This window comes from Rhodococcus sp. WS1, from assembly GCF_003797745.1.
Lineage (GTDB): Bacteria > Actinomycetota > Actinomycetes > Mycobacteriales > Mycobacteriaceae > Rhodococcus_F > Rhodococcus_F erythropolis.
In genome coordinates this window covers 658521-674594 of record NZ_RKLZ01000003.1, presented here as the reverse complement: position 1 = coordinate 674594, position 16074 = coordinate 658521, and the positions used below count along the sequence as shown (strand labels likewise).

Genomic DNA, 16074 nt, shown 5'->3' with positions numbered 1-16074 from the left:
TTCCGCTAGCTCCGTACTGGACCCTGCTAGCCGACTTCCTGACTATCGACCTGTTCATCGTCGACCTGTTCACCGTCGACCTGTTCAGCGTCGACGCGAAGTCGCGGAAGCCAGGTCGACAGAGTCCGGCCGAGTCCTTCGACCATCCGTTCCCCGAACACACACAGCGTGCGTTCCCACGGATGGCCGAAGGTCCCTTCCGTGAAGTCGTCACGACTGAATATGTAGTAGTCGCCGTTCGGATAGATCGGGACACGCCACTCCGCCAACTCTTTCGCGGCAGCATGCGCCTCCGCGTCGAAGGTGTAGCCCAGATGCTGCCAGTCCAGGACGACAAAGTTGGGATCGTCGTTCCAATCGATGACAAAACAGCGCAACGCTTCGGCGTTGATCGCATCAACTCGAGCGGCCCACGCCCCTGGAGTCGCAGCTGGCACCGTACCCAAATCGAAGACCACGGACGGCGTCGGCTCAGCGATACCTTCGTGGTCACCGCACCATGGTGGTTGATCGGTGCGCATTGTGTGACACCTTCGAACACGCCGTATGCGGATACGCGGTAACGGATACTTCAGAACGATGTGTCCGGATCGGTGGAGAAGTCATCGACGCAGTACAGCGCGCTTCGGCGACCAGGAATCCGCCAACCGGGTCGAGCGGCGCGGGATCGCCGAATCGGACCAATTCCTTGTGAGATCGCTAGGGTGGAAAACGAACCTACATCGGGAGGCTTGAAACATGCTGGTACGTCGAATTGCTCGTCCACTGCTTTCCACGATCTTCATCGCCGGGGGAATCGATGCTTTGCGCAACCCCGCTCAGCGAGCAGCCAAAGCGTCACCGCTGATCGACAAATCCGTCGAGACGCTGCCAGGAGCAGTGACGCAGAAGGTGCCTGCTGATCCGGAAACACTCGTCAAGATCAACGCCGCCGTCCAGATCGGCGGCGGTGCCCTGCTGGCCACCGGCAAGGCGCCGCGTCTCGCGTCGTTGGTCCTCGCGGGGAGCCTGGTACCGACCACGCTTGCCGGTCACGACTTCTGGAACGAAACCGATCCGTCACTGCGAGCGATGCAGCGGACCAACTTCATCAAGAACGTCAGCCTGCTCGGCGGACTGATGATCGCGTCCGTCGACACCGAGGGCAAGCCGTCGCTCGGCTGGCGTGGTCGCCGTGCCGCGAAGAAGGCTCAGGCGTCTATCGCCGCGGCACTTCCGTTGGTCGCATCGCAGACCGATCACACGAGCGATCGCGTCGAACACGCTCTGTCGGTGGCTTCCGAACGCGGTTCCGAACTTGCCGAAACCGCGAAGGCGCACGGCACGGATTGGCTCGAACTTGCCAAGGAGCGCAGCTCCGAGTTCGCGGAGATCGCGAGCAAGCGTGCCGCGGAATTCGGAGAGGTCGCCAAAGAACGCGGCCCGGACATCCTCGAAGTCGCGCAGAAACGCGGCTCCGAACTGGCCGAGACCGCACGCGAGCGCAGCGCCGAACTGGCAGAGCTGGCGAGCAAGCGCAGCTCTGAGTTCGCCGAACTCGCGCTCGAAAAGAGCAACGAGTGGGCCGAAACGGCGTCGGAGCAGACCGAGGTGCTGGGTAAGCGTGCCCGAAAGCGCGCCGAGAAGGCGCTCGAAAAGGCTCGCGCCAAGAAGGACGAATTGACGCACTGAGTGCACCGAAAAACACGGTCAGGCCACCTTCGGGTGGCCTGACCTGTATCTATGCGGCAGTTCATCTGGGGGAACTAGACTGTCTTGGCGCTTTTGCAGCGCGTGAATTTCTCATCAAGCCTAGGAGATCCTTTGCCCGACGCGGACCCGTCACTGAACGAGCAAGAGCTCGAGCAGCAGTACGTGACGATGTTGTACTCCCGTCTCGACGATCTTCGAAAGTATGCCCAAACTCGCTTGAGCACGGTCCTCCTCGAGACCGGCGGAACCCCGCAAGCACGCAGTGAACGCGAATCCTTCAATGCCATGTACACCGAGGATCTCGCCAAGTACGACGCAGCCGAGAACGGAATGTGTTTCGGACGCATCGACTTCGACGACGAGCGACGCTACGTCGGCCGACTCGGCATTCTGGACACCGACAACGACTACGAAACGCTACTGCTCGACTGGCGAGCTCCGATGGCACGACCGTTCTATCTGGCGACGCCCGCGGCACCTGAGGGCGTCAAGCGACGACGCCATATCCGCAGTCGGAGCCGAACAGTCACCGGAATCAACGACGAATACCTGGACCTCGACGCTGCCCGAGCCGCCGGCGTGGTGACCGAAGCCGGCGGCGTCGCCGGTGAGAGCGCACTCCTGGACGCTCTGAACGCAGCGCGTACGGGTCAGATGAACGACATCGTCGAGACCATTCAGAGTGAGCAGGATGCCATCATCCGCTCCGAGCACAAAAGCGTTCTGGTGGTCCAGGGCGGTCCGGGTACCGGCAAAACCGCGGTAGCACTTCACCGTGCCGCGTTCCTGCTCTACACCTACCGCCAGCAACTGGCCAAGGCCGGTGTTCTCATCATCGGGCCGAACGCGACGTTCCTCGACTACATCAGCCAGGTCCTTCCTTCACTCGGTGAGACCGGAGTTCTGCTCTCGACGATCGGGGACCTGTACCCCGGAGTGCGTGCGACTCGTACGGATTCCCTCGCCGCCGGTGAGATCAAGGGTTCCCTCGCGATCCTCGACGTACTCAAGAACGCCGTCCGGGATCGGCAGGAAGTCCCGTCGAAGCCGATCACCCTTCGATTCGACACGTACGACTTGAAGCTGGATCGCAAGACTGTCACGAAGGCTCGCGGACGTGCTCGGTCGTCGCGTCGCCCACACAACCTGGCGCGCCCGATCTTCGTGGCAGCAGTCATCGAGGCGTTGGCACTGCAGATGGCCGAACTCATCGGCGGCAACCTCGTGGACGGCGGCTCACTCCTCAGTCGGGACGACATCGCCGACATTCGCGACGAGATGCGTGAGGACGCGGACATCATGTCCGCCATCGGAAAGCTGTGGCCTGAATTGTCGCCCCAGCAAATCCTCGCGGAACTGTGGACCTCTCCGGCGAGGTTGGCCAAGGCAGCGCCGCAACTCGACGACGCCCAACGCGACGAGCTTCTGCAGAGCGTCGGACCGGGTTTCAGTGCGGCAGACGCTCCCCTCCTCGATGAACTGGCCGAGATCCTCGGAGTCGACGATGCCGCCGAACGCGAACGCGCACAACGTGAATGGCGCGCGCAGATCGCCGACGCCCAGGGCGCCCTCGACATCCTCACCGGCTCTGCACCACAGGATCTCGAAGACGAGATGGATCCCGAGATCTTGATGGCGTACGACTTGATCGACGCCAGCCAACTCGCCCAGCGCCACGATCAGGGCCAGCGCCAGACCACGGCAGAACGCGCTGCCGGCGACCGAACCTGGACCTACGGTCACGTGATCGTCGACGAAGCCCAAGAGCTCTCCGAAATGGCGTGGCGAATGCTGATGCGGCGCATACCGAATCGCTGGATGACGTTGGTCGGCGATACAGCTCAGACTGGTGATCCCGCGGGAACCTCGTCCTGGCAGAAGATTCTCGAGCCTTACGTCGCCAAGCGCTGGAAGCTCACCGAACTGACCGTCAACTACCGAACTCCCTCGGAGATCATGGATGTCGCGCACCGTGTGCTCGAAGAGATCGACCCGGAGCAATCCGTGCCCCGGTCGGTACGCGACAGCGGATTCGCGCCGTGGGCACTCAAGACCACGGCCGAAGAATTGGAATCGACCGTGCGCCGTTGCATCGAGTCCGAGTCGCATCCCGGTATCACCGCAGTGATCGCCGGTTCCGAGGTCGTTGCCGTTCTGGCGGGCATTGCGAGTGAGACTGTAAGTGTCCTGTCGGTCAAGGACGTCAAGGGACTCGAGTTCGACACCGTGTTGATCGTCGAACCTGCCGACATTCTCGACGAGTCACCACGCGGAATGAACGACCTCTACGTCGCGTTGACCCGCGCTACCCAGAGGCTCGGCATCATTCACGTCGAGTCGCTCCCCGCGGTTCTCGACGGCGTCGCGGCAGCAGAGTTGGCCTTCGATTCGTGAGCCTCACGGAGTAGGTTCGTGCGTGACACCACGAATCGTGGTGTCACCCCAATTTGTGTCGACGACTGAAGGAATGACCCCTCGTGCTTGGCCTGCCCGCAAGTTCCGCCGCACCCTTCCGCAAGATCGCTCGCGTGGTGATCGGTGTCGGGATGCTTGCGGCGGTGACAGCCGGTTGTTCAGAGGATGATTCGAGTTCAACGGCTGCTGCAGGCAGCGACGACATCGCTGCCGTTGCCGCCGCACCGACCGAAAAACCGGTAGACGATGCAGAACGGCTGCGGGCGGCGCTTGCATCTACCGGGGTCAAGCCAGCCTTTTCCGACGACATGTTGCAGGCGCTCGGTGACGGTGTCTGCCAGCAGCTCGCGGCCGGCACGGATCGAGCGATGATCATCGCGAATCTGCGGACGGTATCGCTGAACGGCGCGAGCGAACCGATGGTCACCACCGGAAACGACTCGGCCGCATCGACAACGCCCCCCAGCGCCGATCAGCTGGCTGAAGTGTTCGTCGATGCGGCCGAGGCCGACTACTGCCGGTAGGTCAGCGAACGGTGTGCACGATCAGGACATCGGATGTCGCCTTGCGCGCCGCATCGGAAGGCACCGATCCGAGCAGACGCCCGGTCAGTGTGTTCAATCCGCGATTTCCGACGACCAGCAAGTCGCCCTTGACCTCGTCGAGCAAAGCGAGAAGCGATTCGACGGGAGCGCCGACGATAGCGCGCTCGACAACATCCTTGGCACCCTGGGCATGTGCGCGCTCACGAGCGGTGCGAAGGATCTCGTAGGTCGGAGCGGAACCGGTGACCTGGTAGGCCTCGTTACCCAACGCATCAGCGGCAGCGCTCACGTCCTTGGGATCAGCCGGGTAGTACGCACATGCGATGACGAGCTGAGCGTCCGAGCCACTGGCAATGGCGGCAGCTCTGTCGACTGCCTTCAGTGACGACTCGGAGCCATCGGTTCCTACGACAACGGTCCGGTAGGCACTCATTCATTCCTCCATGGTTACGGGACGGACGGTACGGCCGGCACCGAGCGCAACGCTGTTGCGCCCGCTCGACAACCGCTGCGCTGACATTAGCGGGATTGTGCCGCGGATAGTGTTATTTGCAGTACACGCCACAAGCCCACAGTGAATGTGATTCTTCGTCACAGACACATTTGTCCGGCGGTGACCACTCAGCGAAGTTTGCCGAAGCGGGGCCCGAACAGCGCCGCCGGAAAAACTTCCTGCTCGACCAGGGCGGTACGCCACGGCGTCGCCAATTCCAGCAACCGCTTGGCACCCTCCTCACCCAGCGCATCCCACGGAGCCAAAGCGAGGTCGTCAGTCAGGTCTTCGACGACGTCACGCAGTTCCTGCCCGTCCTCGGTCAGTGCACCGGACGAACGATCCAGCAGTTCGCGGTCCTTCAAACTCTCGACGGCCTCGTCCCACTGTTCCTGCGACCATCCGCGGCGAGTCTGCGCGAACTTACGCTGAAACCCGATTCCCGTCGCGGTGTGCGTGATCAACGCGTCCAGGCCGTTCAATCCCGCGGTCTGAAGAGCCGCAATGTGGCCGTCGCCGCGATACTCACGCAGCAGTGTAAGCGCGTGCCAGAAACGCAGGTGCGGTTCGGTCGGCCAGTCGAGCGACGCCCAACCCGCATACAGGGGGCGGCCGTCCACTCCGGGGATGTTCTGAGCCGCGATCGACACGAGTTCGGCGGCCTCGGCCATGTCTGCCGATCCTGTCACGTCCGCACCGAACAGGCGGACGTACGCCGCGTCGATTGCCCGATACCGCGCGGCGACAACCTCTGTGGGCCTTGCCAATTCCCAGGCACGTGGGATGACGCTGGCGATCAGTTCGGGATTGAAGTTGAAGAAGGTGGCCGTGACGACAGTCGCGGGTGGAGCGCCGAGCGGTGCTGATCGCCCCGCGAAGTACACCATTCGGCCGGGCTCCAACCCGACGCCGACAAGCTCCTTCTCCGTCTCCGGGACGAAGTACGCCAACGAGTGGAGAAGTTCGAGCGTCCGCGCGGTCTTGCCTGCAGTCTGTGCATCCATACCTGAAACCGTAGCGGTCGAGAGCACGAACCCACGCGAGGCGACCTACTTGAGACCCGCGGCGTCCATCCCTCGGAGCTCCTTCTTCAAATCCGAGATTTCGTCTCGCAATCGCCCAGCCAACTCGAACTGAAGGTCGCGTGCAGCGTTCATCATCTGATCGGTGAGTTCCTTGACCAGATCTGCCAATTCGGCCCGAGGCATCGATTTGGTGTCGCGCCCCTCGTACACACCGGCACTGACCGCACGACCGGCCTCACCCTGCGCACGCCGACCACGCGTCGCATTGCGACCCGAACCACCGACGTCCACGGACGCCGCAGTGTCCTCTGCCTCCTCGTACACCTGATCGAGAATGTCCGCGATCTTCTTGCGTAGAGGTTGTGGGTCGACGCCAATCTTCTCGTTGTAGGCGACCTGCTTCTCGCGCCGCCGCTCGGTTTCCTCGATGGCCTGCGCCATGGATGCGGTGATCTTGTCCGCATACATGTGCACTTGACCGGACACATTTCGAGCCGCTCGACCGATCGTCTGAATGAGGCTGGTGGAGCTACGGAGGAAGCCTTCCTTGTCGGCATCGAGGATCGCGACCAGCGACACCTCGGGGAGGTCGAGTCCCTCACGCAGGAGGTTGATGCCGACCAACACGTCGTACTCACCCAGGCGGAGCTGCCGGAGCAGCTCGACTCGCCGGAGTGTATCGATATCCGAGTGCAGATACCGGACGCGAATTCCGAGTTCGAGAAGGTAGTCGGTCAGGTCTTCCGACATCTTCTTGGTCAATGTCGTGACCAGCACACGCTCGTCACGTTCGGCACGCTCACGGATCTCGTGAACGAGATCGTCGATCTGCCCCTTGGTGGGTTTGACGATGACCTCGGGATCGATCAATCCGGTCGGGCGAATCACCTGCTCGACGAACTCACCGCCGGACTGACCCAACTCGTACTTACCGGGTGTCGCCGACAGGTAGACGGTCTGACCGATCCGCTTACTGAATTCTTCCCAAGTCAGAGGGCGGTTATCGGTTGCCGACGGTAGCCGGAATCCGAATTCGACCAGGTTGCGCTTGCGCGACATATCGCCCTCGTACATGGCGCCGATCTGCGGAACGGTCACATGTGACTCGTCGATGACCAGCAGGAAATCTTCGGGGAAATAGTCGATCAAAGTTGCGGGGGCAGTTCCAGGGCCACGGCCGTCGATGTGGCGCGAGTAGTTCTCGATGCCGGAGCAGAATCCGACCTGCTTGATCATCTCTAGGTCGTACTGCGTTCGCATGCGCAGACGCTGAGCTTCGAGAAGCTTGCCCTTGCCCTCGAGTTCCGCGAGCCGCTCTTCCAGTTCCGCCTCGATGTCCTTGGCCGCACGCTCCATGCGTTCAGGACCGGCGACGTAGTGCGTCGCCGGGAAGATGCGAACCGTGTCGACCTGGCGAACGATGTCCCCGGTCAGTGGATGTAGGTAGTACAGCGCCTCGATCTCGTCACCGAAGAATTCGATGCGGACCGCCAGCTCTTCGTAGGAAGGAATGATCTCGACCGTGTCGCCGCGCACCCGGAACGAACCTCGCGTGAACGCCATGTCGTTGCGGTTGTACTGAACGTCGACGAGCAGACGGAGGAACGCGTCGCGCGGTACCTCGACACCGACGTCGAGCTGAATCGAGCGATCGAGATACGACTGCGGTGTACCGAGGCCGTAGATGCACGACACCGAGGCCACCACGACCACATCCCGTCGTGACAGAAGGCTGGACGTTGCCGAGTGGCGAAGCCGCTCGACGTCGTCATTGACCGACGAATCCTTCTCGATGTAAGTGTCCGTCTGGGCGATGTACGCCTCGGGTTGGTAGTAGTCGTAGTACGAGACGAAGTACTCGACCGCGTTGTTGGGAAGCATTTCCCGAAGCTCGTTCGCGAGCTGAGCCGCCAAGGTCTTGTTCGGAGCCATCACCAAAGCCGGGCGCTGCAGCTTTTCGATCAACCACGCTGTTGTCGCGGACTTACCGGTACCGGTCGCACCGAGGAGGACAACGTCCTTCTCTCCCTCATTGATCCGTTTTTCAAGCTCGGCGATAGCTGCCGGCTGATCGCCTGCCGGTTCGTACGGGCTGACGACCTCGAAGCGCGCGTCTGAGCGCTCGATGTCACCAACCGGCCGAAACTCGGAATGCGCGACCACGGGATGTTCGGAAGCAAACGCCATGAAACCAGGGTAGGCGCACCCACCGACACAATGTCTGCTCGTCCGCGTTCAGCCGAAAATGCACTTCGGCGGTAGGTTCTTCGACCATGAGCGAGGAACGTCCCCACATTCACCGGCCGAAGGTCGAAACCTTCGACATCGCAGCTCGCACCAACGTCGATCCCAAGGGTTTCGTTCGCCCGGTCGAGCACTACCGCGAAGAACCGTGGGGGCTGTACATGGCGCGCCACGCCGACCATCCCCGGTTTCACTACCTGGAGTCCTGGATCATTCCCGAACTCGGAATTCGGGCGTCGATCCTGCACTTCACCCCGGAACATGTCCGAGACTGGGATTTCTATGTCGACATCGGCGACTTCACCCGCGGTGAGCATGTCTGGACCTCCGAGGACCACTACCTCGACCTGATCGTGCAGACCGGACGCAGCATCGAATTGCTCGACGTCGACGAATTGCTCGAGGCGAACACCGCCGGGATTCTCGACCCGAAGACGTCAGAGCGCGCGATGCTGAACGCCGCCCGCGCTATCGACGGCATCGCCGCCCACGGTCACGATCTCGTCGCCTGGCTCACCTCGGTGGGCATGCCGGTCACGTGGCGCTGAGCGGTTAGAGGGACCAGCCTGATTTCTCGGCCCACTCCCACGCCCGGTGGAAAGCGGCGTCGAACCACGGCGTCTTGACTCCCAGGTAGGCGTCGATCGCAGCGGCGTAGTCGTCGATGCCTGCGGCACTCTCGGCTGCCTTGACCTTGAGTTCTGAATACTCGGCACGCGCCGACGCATCGGCGCGAAGCCAGTCGCGGAAGAGGATCGCGAACTGCTGACCGGGCCAACCGTCCACCCGAATGTGAATATTCGCGCGGCGCCCTGGATCGGCACTGCCGTGAATCCGCTTTGCCCACACCGCCGGATCGGTTTCACCACCGAGGTACGACGGTTTCGGGTCGTCGGCGACGATGTGCTCGATCCGGGGGAACCCGGCAGCGGCCAGATCTTCCGCGAGGTCGTCGGCAACGCCGAGGTGCTCGACAGTGATCTGAATGTCGATCACGTCCTTGGCATCGAGACCAGGCACCGCGGTCGATCCGATGTGATCGATACGGCGCGCGCGGTCGCCGGACGCCAGCGACAACCGGCCGATGATCCGTTCGGCCTGTGCCGGCCACGACGGGTCAGCTGGAGCCAGCTCCGGCAGTGCACGTACTACCGTGCGCTCGCGGAGGTTCTTCTCGAAAGGTACAAGTCGATTCGCCCACAGGTCGCGGACCACGTCGTCGAGTGAACCCGGCTCTCCGCTGTTGTCGAGCCACACGTCGGCAACCGCACGACGCTGATCGTCATGTGCCTGCGCTGCGATGCGCGCACGAGCGTCGGATTCCGGCATACCGCGTGAGCCCACCAAGCGTCGAACTCGTTCCTCCTCGTCGACGTAGACGATGACGACCAGGTTGAACGCCGGCGCCATCGAACCCTCGACCAACAGCGGAATGTCTTGAACGAGCACTGCATCCGACGGCGCAGACGAGATCTGCTCCATCGTCCGCGCACCGATCAGTGGATGGAGGATGCCATTGAGAGTTCCGCGTGACGTGTCGTCGGCAAACGCCAACGAGGCCAGCGCGGGGCGGTTGAGGCTGCCGTCCTCCGACAGAATCCCGTCGCCGAATGCATCGACCAGAGCGGCCAGGCCAGGAGTACCGGGCTCGACCACTTCTCGGGCGATCAGGTCGGCGTCGACGATGACGGCTCCCAGTTCGCTGAGGATTTTCGACACTGTCGACTTACCGGCTCCGATGCCTCCAGTGAGGCCTACTCTCAACACACTCGACAGTCTCTCATCTCCGCGCCCGAGAGATTGAGACACGCCTACCGATCGAACACGCCGAGGCGTTCGAGGCTCAAATACCACAATTTCGGTGACCGTGCGGTTATGTTCTAGCGAACGCACCTGTACCTGCACCTTCTCGAGAAAGTGGACGCCATGCGAGCAGATCGCGACCATCACGGTCAGCACCGCCTCGGAATGCCGAACGGCGTGCACTGCATAGAGTTTCCCGAAGTTGCTTTTGCCCTGGCAGAGCACCGTCGTACGTGGTTCACGATGCTCGTGAGCCAAGGCCGACACAGCTTCGCATCGATGCGTAAGCGCACAGCCGAAGCGACCGCCACCTACTGGGTGCCTGCTCCCGCAAACTGAGTTTTTTCACGAAGCACAAAATGACCGGCAACCCTACGGTGCCGGTCATTTCTGTGTTCACTCACTGAGTTCTTCGCGCGCCAGTGGTACCTGACCGAGAAAAGAACCCCGCCCCTGCAAGTGCAGGGGCGGGGTTCTTCAAAGATCTCGCTTGATCAGATCAAGCGGTAATCCTTATGCGTTGCCCGACAGCTTCTCGCGAAGTGCGGCGAGCTGCGCATCGCTGGCAAGCGATCCGCCAGCGGACTCTGCCGGAGCGGAGCCGGCAGCAGCCGGAGCCTCAGCATCGTCTGCAGCAGCCGTCTCCGAGGAGTAGCCGGCAGCAGCGGTGGCAGCCTCAGCGGCCTCGTCTGCAGCGGTCTTCTCCATCTGAGTGGTGTGCATCTTGTGACGACGCTCAGCCTCGGCGTAGCGGTTCTCCCACTCTTCGCGCTGCTTGTCGAAGCCCTCGAGCCATTCGTTGGTCTCGGGATCGAAGCCCTCGGGGAAGATGTAGTTGCCCTGCTCGTCGTACGAGTCGGCCATGCCGTACTTGGACGGATCGAACTCGGCGTTGTAATCCTCGTTGGCCTGCTTCAGCGACAGCGAGATACGACGACGCTCGAGGTCGATGTCGATGACCTTGACGAGTGCATCGTCGCCGACGCCGACAACCTGGTCCGGAACCTCGACGTGGCGCTCAGCGAGCTCCGAGATGTGAACGAGGCCTTCGATTCCCTCTTCGACGCGCACGAATGCACCGAACGGAACCAGCTTCGTGACCTTGCCGGGCACGATCTGGCCGATGGCGTGCGTGCGGGCGAACTGACGCCACGGATCTTCCTGCGTTGCCTTGAGCGACAGGGAGACGCGCTCGCGGTCCAGGTCGACGTCGAGAACCTCGACGGTGACCTCGGTGCCGACCTCGACAACCTCGGACGGGTGATCGATGTGCTTCCAAGACAGCTCGGAAACGTGAACCAGACCGTCTACGCCGCCCAGGTCCACGAATGCACCGAAGTTGACGATGGAGGACACGACGCCCTTGCGGACCTGGCCCTTCTGGAGCTGGTGCAGGAATTCGCTGCGAACCTCGGACTGAGTCTGCTCGAGCCATGCGCGGCGCGACAGGACCACGTTGTTGCGGTTCTTGTCGAGCTCGATGATCTTGGCCTCGATCTCCTTGCCGACGTACGGCTGGAGGTCGCGGACGCGCCGCATTTCGACGAGCGAAGCGGGGAGGAAGCCACGAAGACCGATGTCAAGGATGAGGCCGCCCTTGACGACCTCGATGACGGTGCCCTTGACGGCCTCGTCCTTCTCCTTGAGCTCCTCGATGGTGCCCCAGGCACGCTCGTACTGAGCGCGCTTCTTCGACAGGATCAGTCGACCTTCTTTGTCCTCCTTGGTGAGGACGAGAGCCTCGACCGCATCTCCCACGGAGACGACCTCGTTGGGGTCGACGTCGTGCTTGATGGAGAGCTCACGAGAAGGGATGACACCTTCGGTCTTGTAACCGATGTCGAGCAGAACCTCGTCGCGGTCGACCTTGACGATGGTTCCTTCGACGATGTCACCATCGTTGAAGTACTTGATCGTGGCATCGATGGCGGCGAGGAAGTCCTCGGCGGAGCCAATGTCGTTAATGGCAACCTGCGGCGAGGTGACGGTTGTGGAGGGCATATGTTGAATTGCTCCGGACGAGTTGTGGTCGGTTGATGGATTTTGTCGGACGAGATGCGCAACTGTGGCGTACAAATGTTGGAAGTACTTTTGTGAAGTACTAGATCGAAGTACCCAGCTGCATCAATAACGAACAACCGAATACCGGATCACATTCCACACCACGGAAGCGCACCGCGAGCTCCCTCGGTCCAACTGATTCCGAGACCTTGGTAAAGATCCCGTATAGACAATCGGTCGGATGACAGACACTCGCGTGAGTAAGACTACGCGTCGGCTATCTTGCCGGGCAAACCCGGGTACCCTGCGCCCGCATCGCCCGTTCTACTGTGTTGTTCATGTCTGACGAGCGCCATGCCGCCGCCAATTCCATTCTCGGCACCAGCGGTGTCGGCCGGGTCCGTGTCGATTCCAGTGCCAGCGACCGTGCCAGCCGTGCGTGGTGGGACGCCGACGCCGACGATTACCACCGAACCCACGGCGAGTTTCTGGGCGTGAACAGCGCGGAAGGTGAATTCGTCTGGTGCCCCGAAGGGCTGCACGAGGGCGATCACCACTTACTCGGCGACATAGTCGACAAAGACATATTGGAAGTGGGTTGCGGCTCGGCGCCGTGTGCCCGATGGCTCGCCGGACACGGTGCTCGGGCCGTCGGTCTCGACATCTCGATGGGGATGCTCGCCCGCGGGCAGGACGCGATGAATGCCGGCGGACCGGCAGTCCCGTTGATTCAGGCAAGTGCGGAACTCCTGCCATTTGCCGACGAGAGTTTCGACATCGTCTGTTCTGCGTTCGGCGCCGTCCCGTTCGTTGCCGATTCGCAGCGAGTGATGAACGAAGTCGCCCGGGTTCTGCGTCCCGGCGGATCGTGGGTCTTTGCCGTCAACCATCCGATCCGATGGATCTTCCCCGACGATCCCGGGCCGAAGGGCTTGACCGCGACCCTCCCCTACTTCGACCGCACCCCGTATGTCGAGGTCGATGACAACGGAGTCCCCACCTACGTCGAGCATCACCGCACCATCGGCGACCGGGTTCGTGAGATCGTCGCGGCCGGACTTCAGGTGCGCGACATCATCGAGCCCGAATGGCCGGAGTGGTTGGATCGCGAATGGGGACAGTGGAGTCCCCTGCGCGGCCAACTCTTTCCGGGCACTGCAATTTTCAGCGCCGTCAAACCCTGACGGCTACAGCAGCTTCGACAGGAACGCCTTGGTCCGATCGTGCTGCGGATTGGCCAGGAGTTCCCGGGGCTCGCCTGCCTCGACCACAACTCCCCCGTCCATGAACACCAACTGATCTGCGACCTCGCGGGCGAAACCCATCTCGTGGGTGACGACCACCATCGTCATGCCTTCTTTGGCCAATTGCTTCATCACAGTGAGAACTTCACCGACGAGTTCGGGGTCGAGCGCGGACGTCGGCTCGTCGAACAGCATGAGCTTCGGGTCCATCGCGAGAGCGCGGGCGATGGCAACTCTTTGCTGCTGCCCACCCGACAACTGGGCCGGGTAGGCGTTGGCTTTGGCGCTCAACCCGACCTGATCGAGGAGGTCCTTCGCTCGTTCGACAGCCTTCTTCTTACTGACGCGCTTCACCTGCGTCGGCGCTTCGATGATGTTCTCGAGAGCGGTGCGGTGCGGGAACAGGTTGAAGTGCTGAAACACCATCCCGATGTCGCGGCGTTGTTTGGCCGCTGCTCGCGGGTGGAGTTCGTACAGTTTGCCGTTCTTCTCCGAGTAGCCCACCAGGTCGCCGTCGACGTACAGTCGGCCGGCGTTGACCTGCTCGAGGTGATTGATACAGCGCAAGAACGTCGACTTGCCCGACCCGGACGGACCGACCAGGCAGAGGACCTGGCCAGGGTCGATTTCGAGCGAAATCCCTTTCAGGACCTCCAGTGCGCCGAAGTTCTTACAAACTCGGTCTGCTTTCACCATGGGTGTCATTTGCGTTCTCCTCCGGGGGTATCCGGAAGCGTTTCCACTACCGTAGCTTTTCCTTGCGCGTCGGCCAGTGCCTGAAGCTGGCGTGTGGTCAGTGCTCGGGTTGCGCCCTTCGAATAGTGACGCTCGACGTAGTACTGCCCGATCATGAGCAGACTCGTGATCGCGAGGTACCACGTTGCCGCCACCATCAACAGGGGAATCGGTTCGAAGTTGGCGCCCGAGATATCGCGCGCTCGACCGTACAACTCGAAGCTGTAAGGGACCGCCGTCACGAGCGAGGTGGTCTTGAGCATGCTGATGACTTCGTTACCGGTCGGCGGAATGATGACGCGCATCGCCTGCGGTAGAACGGTTCGGCGCATCGTCTGACTCCACGTCATACCCAATGCAACAGATGCTTCGGTCTGGCCCTCGTTGACCGAACTCACGCCGGCACGGACGATCTCGGCCATGTATGCAGCCTCGTTCAGTGCCAAACCGATCACCGCAAACAGAAACGCTGCCTGCAAGTCCTGGAGATTGATGTGCGCAAACTGATGTACGAAGGGAATACCGAGATCGATGCTCTTGTAGATCGACGGGAACAGGCCCCAGAAGACCAACTGCACGTAGACAGGGGTTCCTCGAAAGATCCACAGATAGCCCCAGGCCGCGGCGCGAAGCACCGGGTTGGGAGAAAGTCGCATGACTGCCAAAATCACACCGAGGACGATCGCGATCACCATTGCCAGCACCGTCAGCTGGATCGTTGTCCACGCACCAGCGGAGATCCGTTTGTCGAACAGATACTGACCGTAAGTCCCCCATGCAAAGGCTTCGTTGGTCGCCGCGCCGTAAACGAACAGTCCGAAGAGGACCACGACGACGACCGCGGCAATCCAACGACCAGGTCTGCGTAGTGGAATCGCCTTGATCGGCACCGGATCGCCGGTCTCAGTTGTTGTCATGTTCATCAGCTTTCCGCGCCGTTGATCTTGGATACTTCGATGACGCCGGCCTCGACACTCCAGGTCTGCGCGATCTGTTGATAGACGCCGTTGTCGATCAGGTACTGCATTGCCTGCTGCAGAGCGGGCCCAAGGGCGGAACCCTTCACGATCGGCCAGCCGTACGGCGCCGAATCAAAGGGTTCTCCCGCAGCTTCCATCCGGCCCTTGCTCCGTTTGATCGCATAGCCGGTCACTGGCGAATCAGCGGACAGCGCGTCGACTCGACCGAGGATGAGCGCGTTGGCCGCGTCGTCCTGGCTGTCGTACTTGATCTTGTCGATCGGGGGCTTGCCCTCGGCCACGCATGCCTCGCTCTTGGCAGGCACCTCGTCGATGTCCTCGGTGGTCGTGGTCTGCACCGCCACCCGAAGCCCGCATGCGTTGTTCGGATCGACTGGCTTGTCCGGCCGTTGCGCCCACTGGATACCTGCGCTGTAGTACGTGACGAAGTCGACCGTCTTCTCGCGTTCCTTGGAGTCGGTGAACGAAGACATGCCGAGGTCGTAGCTTCCCGACTGGATAGCGGGGATGATCTTGTCGAAGTCGGCTTGGTTGAAGACAGCTTCGACACCGAGCACGGCGGCAACGGCATTCATCAGGTCGACGTCGAAACCGACGATGTTGCCGTCCGCGTCCTTGAATTCGTTTGGCGCGTACGGAATGTTGACGCCGACCTGCAGCTTGCCCGAATCCGTGACCTTGGACGGCAGAAGAGCGGCGATCTCGGGCACCTTCTGGACATCAAGTGGCGGCCCTTCCGGAACGAGACCCTCGTTGTTGGTGACACATCCGCCGCACAGTGCGACGATCAAGCCCACCAACAGGACTCGCACCACGTTGGTGCGGATACGCCCGCCACTGCTCGAGCCATAACCCACGCCACGTGGCCTTGGTGCCCGTGCGTTTTCATCGACCACG

Annotated in this window: 15 protein-coding genes; 6 read left to right on the top strand and 9 right to left on the bottom strand. The window is 61.8% G+C overall.

What is annotated here, in order from left to right:
* Positions 1–26: 26 nt before the first annotated feature.
* On the bottom strand, positions 27–521 hold the full coding sequence (locus EEB12_RS27985; protein WP_258537543.1) for a DUF2716 domain-containing protein: 495 nt from the start codon (positions 519–521) through the stop codon (positions 27–29).
* 217 nt (positions 522–738) lie between these two features.
* Here EEB12_RS27985 and EEB12_RS27980 point away from each other — a divergent pair, with 217 nt between their 5' ends.
* The 3 genes from EEB12_RS27980 to EEB12_RS27970 all read left to right on the top strand — a co-directional run bounded on the left by EEB12_RS27980 (position 739) and on the right by EEB12_RS27970 (position 4631).
* The gene (locus EEB12_RS27980; protein WP_003944048.1) at positions 739–1671 is read left to right on the top strand and encodes a DoxX family protein; all 933 of its coding nucleotides are present in this window, start codon (positions 739–741) and stop codon (positions 1669–1671) included.
* Between the two features lie 132 nt (positions 1672–1803).
* Positions 1804–4086 carry a HelD family protein gene (locus EEB12_RS27975; protein ID WP_141488894.1) on the top strand — a complete coding sequence of 761 codons (2283 nt, stop codon included), beginning with the start codon at positions 1804–1806 and terminating at the stop codon, positions 4084–4086.
* A gap of 83 nt (positions 4087–4169) precedes the next feature.
* On the top strand, positions 4170–4631 hold the full coding sequence (locus EEB12_RS27970; protein ID WP_019748626.1) for a DUF732 domain-containing protein: 462 nt from the start codon (positions 4170–4172) through the stop codon (positions 4629–4631).
* A 1-nt stretch (position 4632) separates the two neighbouring features.
* Here the strand turns inward: EEB12_RS27970 and EEB12_RS27965 are convergent, their stop codons facing one another.
* The 3 genes from EEB12_RS27965 to uvrB all read right to left on the bottom strand — a co-directional run bounded on the left by EEB12_RS27965 (position 4633) and on the right by uvrB (position 8357).
* The gene (locus tag EEB12_RS27965; protein WP_019748627.1) at positions 4633–5085 is read right to left on the bottom strand and encodes a universal stress protein; all 453 of its coding nucleotides are present in this window, start codon (positions 5083–5085) and stop codon (positions 4633–4635) included.
* A 188-nt stretch (positions 5086–5273) separates the two neighbouring features.
* The gene (locus tag EEB12_RS27960) at positions 5274–6149 is read right to left on the bottom strand and encodes an SCO6745 family protein (RefSeq protein ID WP_029538185.1); all 876 of its coding nucleotides are present in this window, start codon (positions 6147–6149) and stop codon (positions 5274–5276) included.
* 45 nt (positions 6150–6194) lie between these two features.
* The gene (uvrB, locus tag EEB12_RS27955; protein WP_141488893.1) at positions 6195–8357 is read right to left on the bottom strand and encodes an excinuclease ABC subunit UvrB; all 2163 of its coding nucleotides are present in this window, start codon (positions 8355–8357) and stop codon (positions 6195–6197) included.
* Positions 8358–8443: 86 nt separating this feature from the next.
* On the opposite strand from uvrB, the gene EEB12_RS27950 reads away from it, so the two are divergent.
* A complete protein-coding gene (locus EEB12_RS27950; protein ID WP_042952002.1) occupies positions 8444–8962 on the top strand; it encodes a DUF402 domain-containing protein in 519 nt (172 codons plus the stop codon).
* Positions 8963–8966: 4 nt separating this feature from the next.
* On the opposite strand, the gene coaE is transcribed toward EEB12_RS27950, so the two are convergent.
* The gene (gene coaE / locus EEB12_RS27945; protein ID WP_141488892.1) at positions 8967–10181 is read right to left on the bottom strand and encodes a dephospho-CoA kinase; all 1215 of its coding nucleotides are present in this window, start codon (positions 10179–10181) and stop codon (positions 8967–8969) included.
* A gap of 159 nt (positions 10182–10340) precedes the next feature.
* Here coaE and EEB12_RS27940 point away from each other — a divergent pair, with 159 nt between their 5' ends.
* A complete protein-coding gene (locus EEB12_RS27940) occupies positions 10341–10556 on the top strand; it encodes a hypothetical protein (protein WP_003944056.1) in 216 nt (71 codons plus the stop codon).
* 174 nt (positions 10557–10730) lie between these two features.
* Here EEB12_RS27940 and rpsA read toward each other — a convergent pair whose 3' ends face one another.
* Positions 10731–12218, bottom strand: a complete 1488-nt coding sequence (rpsA, locus tag EEB12_RS27935; RefSeq protein ID WP_019748632.1) for a 30S ribosomal protein S1 — start codon at positions 12216–12218, stop codon at positions 10731–10733.
* 338 nt (positions 12219–12556) lie between these two features.
* Here rpsA and EEB12_RS27930 point away from each other — a divergent pair, with 338 nt between their 5' ends.
* Positions 12557–13402 carry a class I SAM-dependent methyltransferase gene (locus EEB12_RS27930; protein ID WP_007728737.1) on the top strand — a complete coding sequence of 282 codons (846 nt, stop codon included), beginning with the start codon at positions 12557–12559 and terminating at the stop codon, positions 13400–13402.
* 3 nt (positions 13403–13405) lie between these two features.
* Here the strand turns inward: EEB12_RS27930 and EEB12_RS27925 are convergent, their stop codons facing one another.
* Genes EEB12_RS27925 through EEB12_RS27915 form a run of 3 tightly spaced genes read right to left on the bottom strand, consistent with a single transcriptional unit; the run spans position 13406 to position 15992 of the window.
* Positions 13406–14167 (bottom strand): amino acid ABC transporter ATP-binding protein, encoded by a 762-nt coding sequence (locus EEB12_RS27925; protein ID WP_019748634.1) that lies wholly within the window; start codon positions 14165–14167, stop codon positions 13406–13408.
* Positions 14164–15120, bottom strand: coding sequence for an amino acid ABC transporter permease (locus EEB12_RS27920; protein ID WP_019748635.1), 957 nt, complete (start codon positions 15118–15120; stop codon positions 14164–14166). The genes EEB12_RS27925 and EEB12_RS27920 overlap by 4 nt, the downstream gene beginning before the upstream one ends.
* Positions 15120–15992 carry an ABC transporter substrate-binding protein gene (locus tag EEB12_RS27915; protein WP_024487476.1) on the bottom strand — a complete coding sequence of 291 codons (873 nt, stop codon included), beginning with the start codon at positions 15990–15992 and terminating at the stop codon, positions 15120–15122. Before EEB12_RS27915 ends, EEB12_RS27920 begins: the two co-directional genes overlap by 1 nt.
* Between the last annotated feature and the right edge of the window lie 82 nt (positions 15993–16074).

Excerpts from the sequence above, each read along its gene's own strand:
- EEB12_RS27985 (WP_258537543.1), bottom strand. The coding sequence starts at position 521 with ATGCGCACCGATCAACCACCATGGTGCGGTGACCACGAAGGTATCGCT.
- EEB12_RS27980 (WP_003944048.1), top strand. The coding sequence starts at position 739 with ATGCTGGTACGTCGAATTGCTCGTCCACTGCTTTCCACGATCTTCATC.
- EEB12_RS27965 (WP_019748627.1), bottom strand. The coding sequence starts at position 5,085 with ATGAGTGCCTACCGGACCGTTGTCGTAGGAACCGATGGCTCCGAGTCG.
- EEB12_RS27960 (WP_029538185.1), bottom strand. The coding sequence starts at position 6,149 with ATGGATGCACAGACTGCAGGCAAGACCGCGCGGACGCTCGAACTTCTC.
- uvrB (WP_141488893.1), bottom strand. The coding sequence starts at position 8,357 with ATGGCGTTTGCTTCCGAACATCCCGTGGTCGCGCATTCCGAGTTTCGG.
- EEB12_RS27950 (WP_042952002.1), top strand. The coding sequence starts at position 8,444 with ATGAGCGAGGAACGTCCCCACATTCACCGGCCGAAGGTCGAAACCTTC.
- EEB12_RS27940 (WP_003944056.1), top strand. The coding sequence starts at position 10,341 with ATGCGAGCAGATCGCGACCATCACGGTCAGCACCGCCTCGGAATGCCG.
- rpsA (WP_019748632.1), bottom strand. The coding sequence starts at position 12,218 with ATGCCCTCCACAACCGTCACCTCGCCGCAGGTTGCCATTAACGACATT.
- EEB12_RS27930 (WP_007728737.1), top strand. The coding sequence starts at position 12,557 with ATGTCTGACGAGCGCCATGCCGCCGCCAATTCCATTCTCGGCACCAGC.
- EEB12_RS27925 (WP_019748634.1), bottom strand. The coding sequence starts at position 14,167 with ATGACACCCATGGTGAAAGCAGACCGAGTTTGTAAGAACTTCGGCGCA.
- EEB12_RS27920 (WP_019748635.1), bottom strand. The coding sequence starts at position 15,120 with ATGAACATGACAACAACTGAGACCGGCGATCCGGTGCCGATCAAGGCG.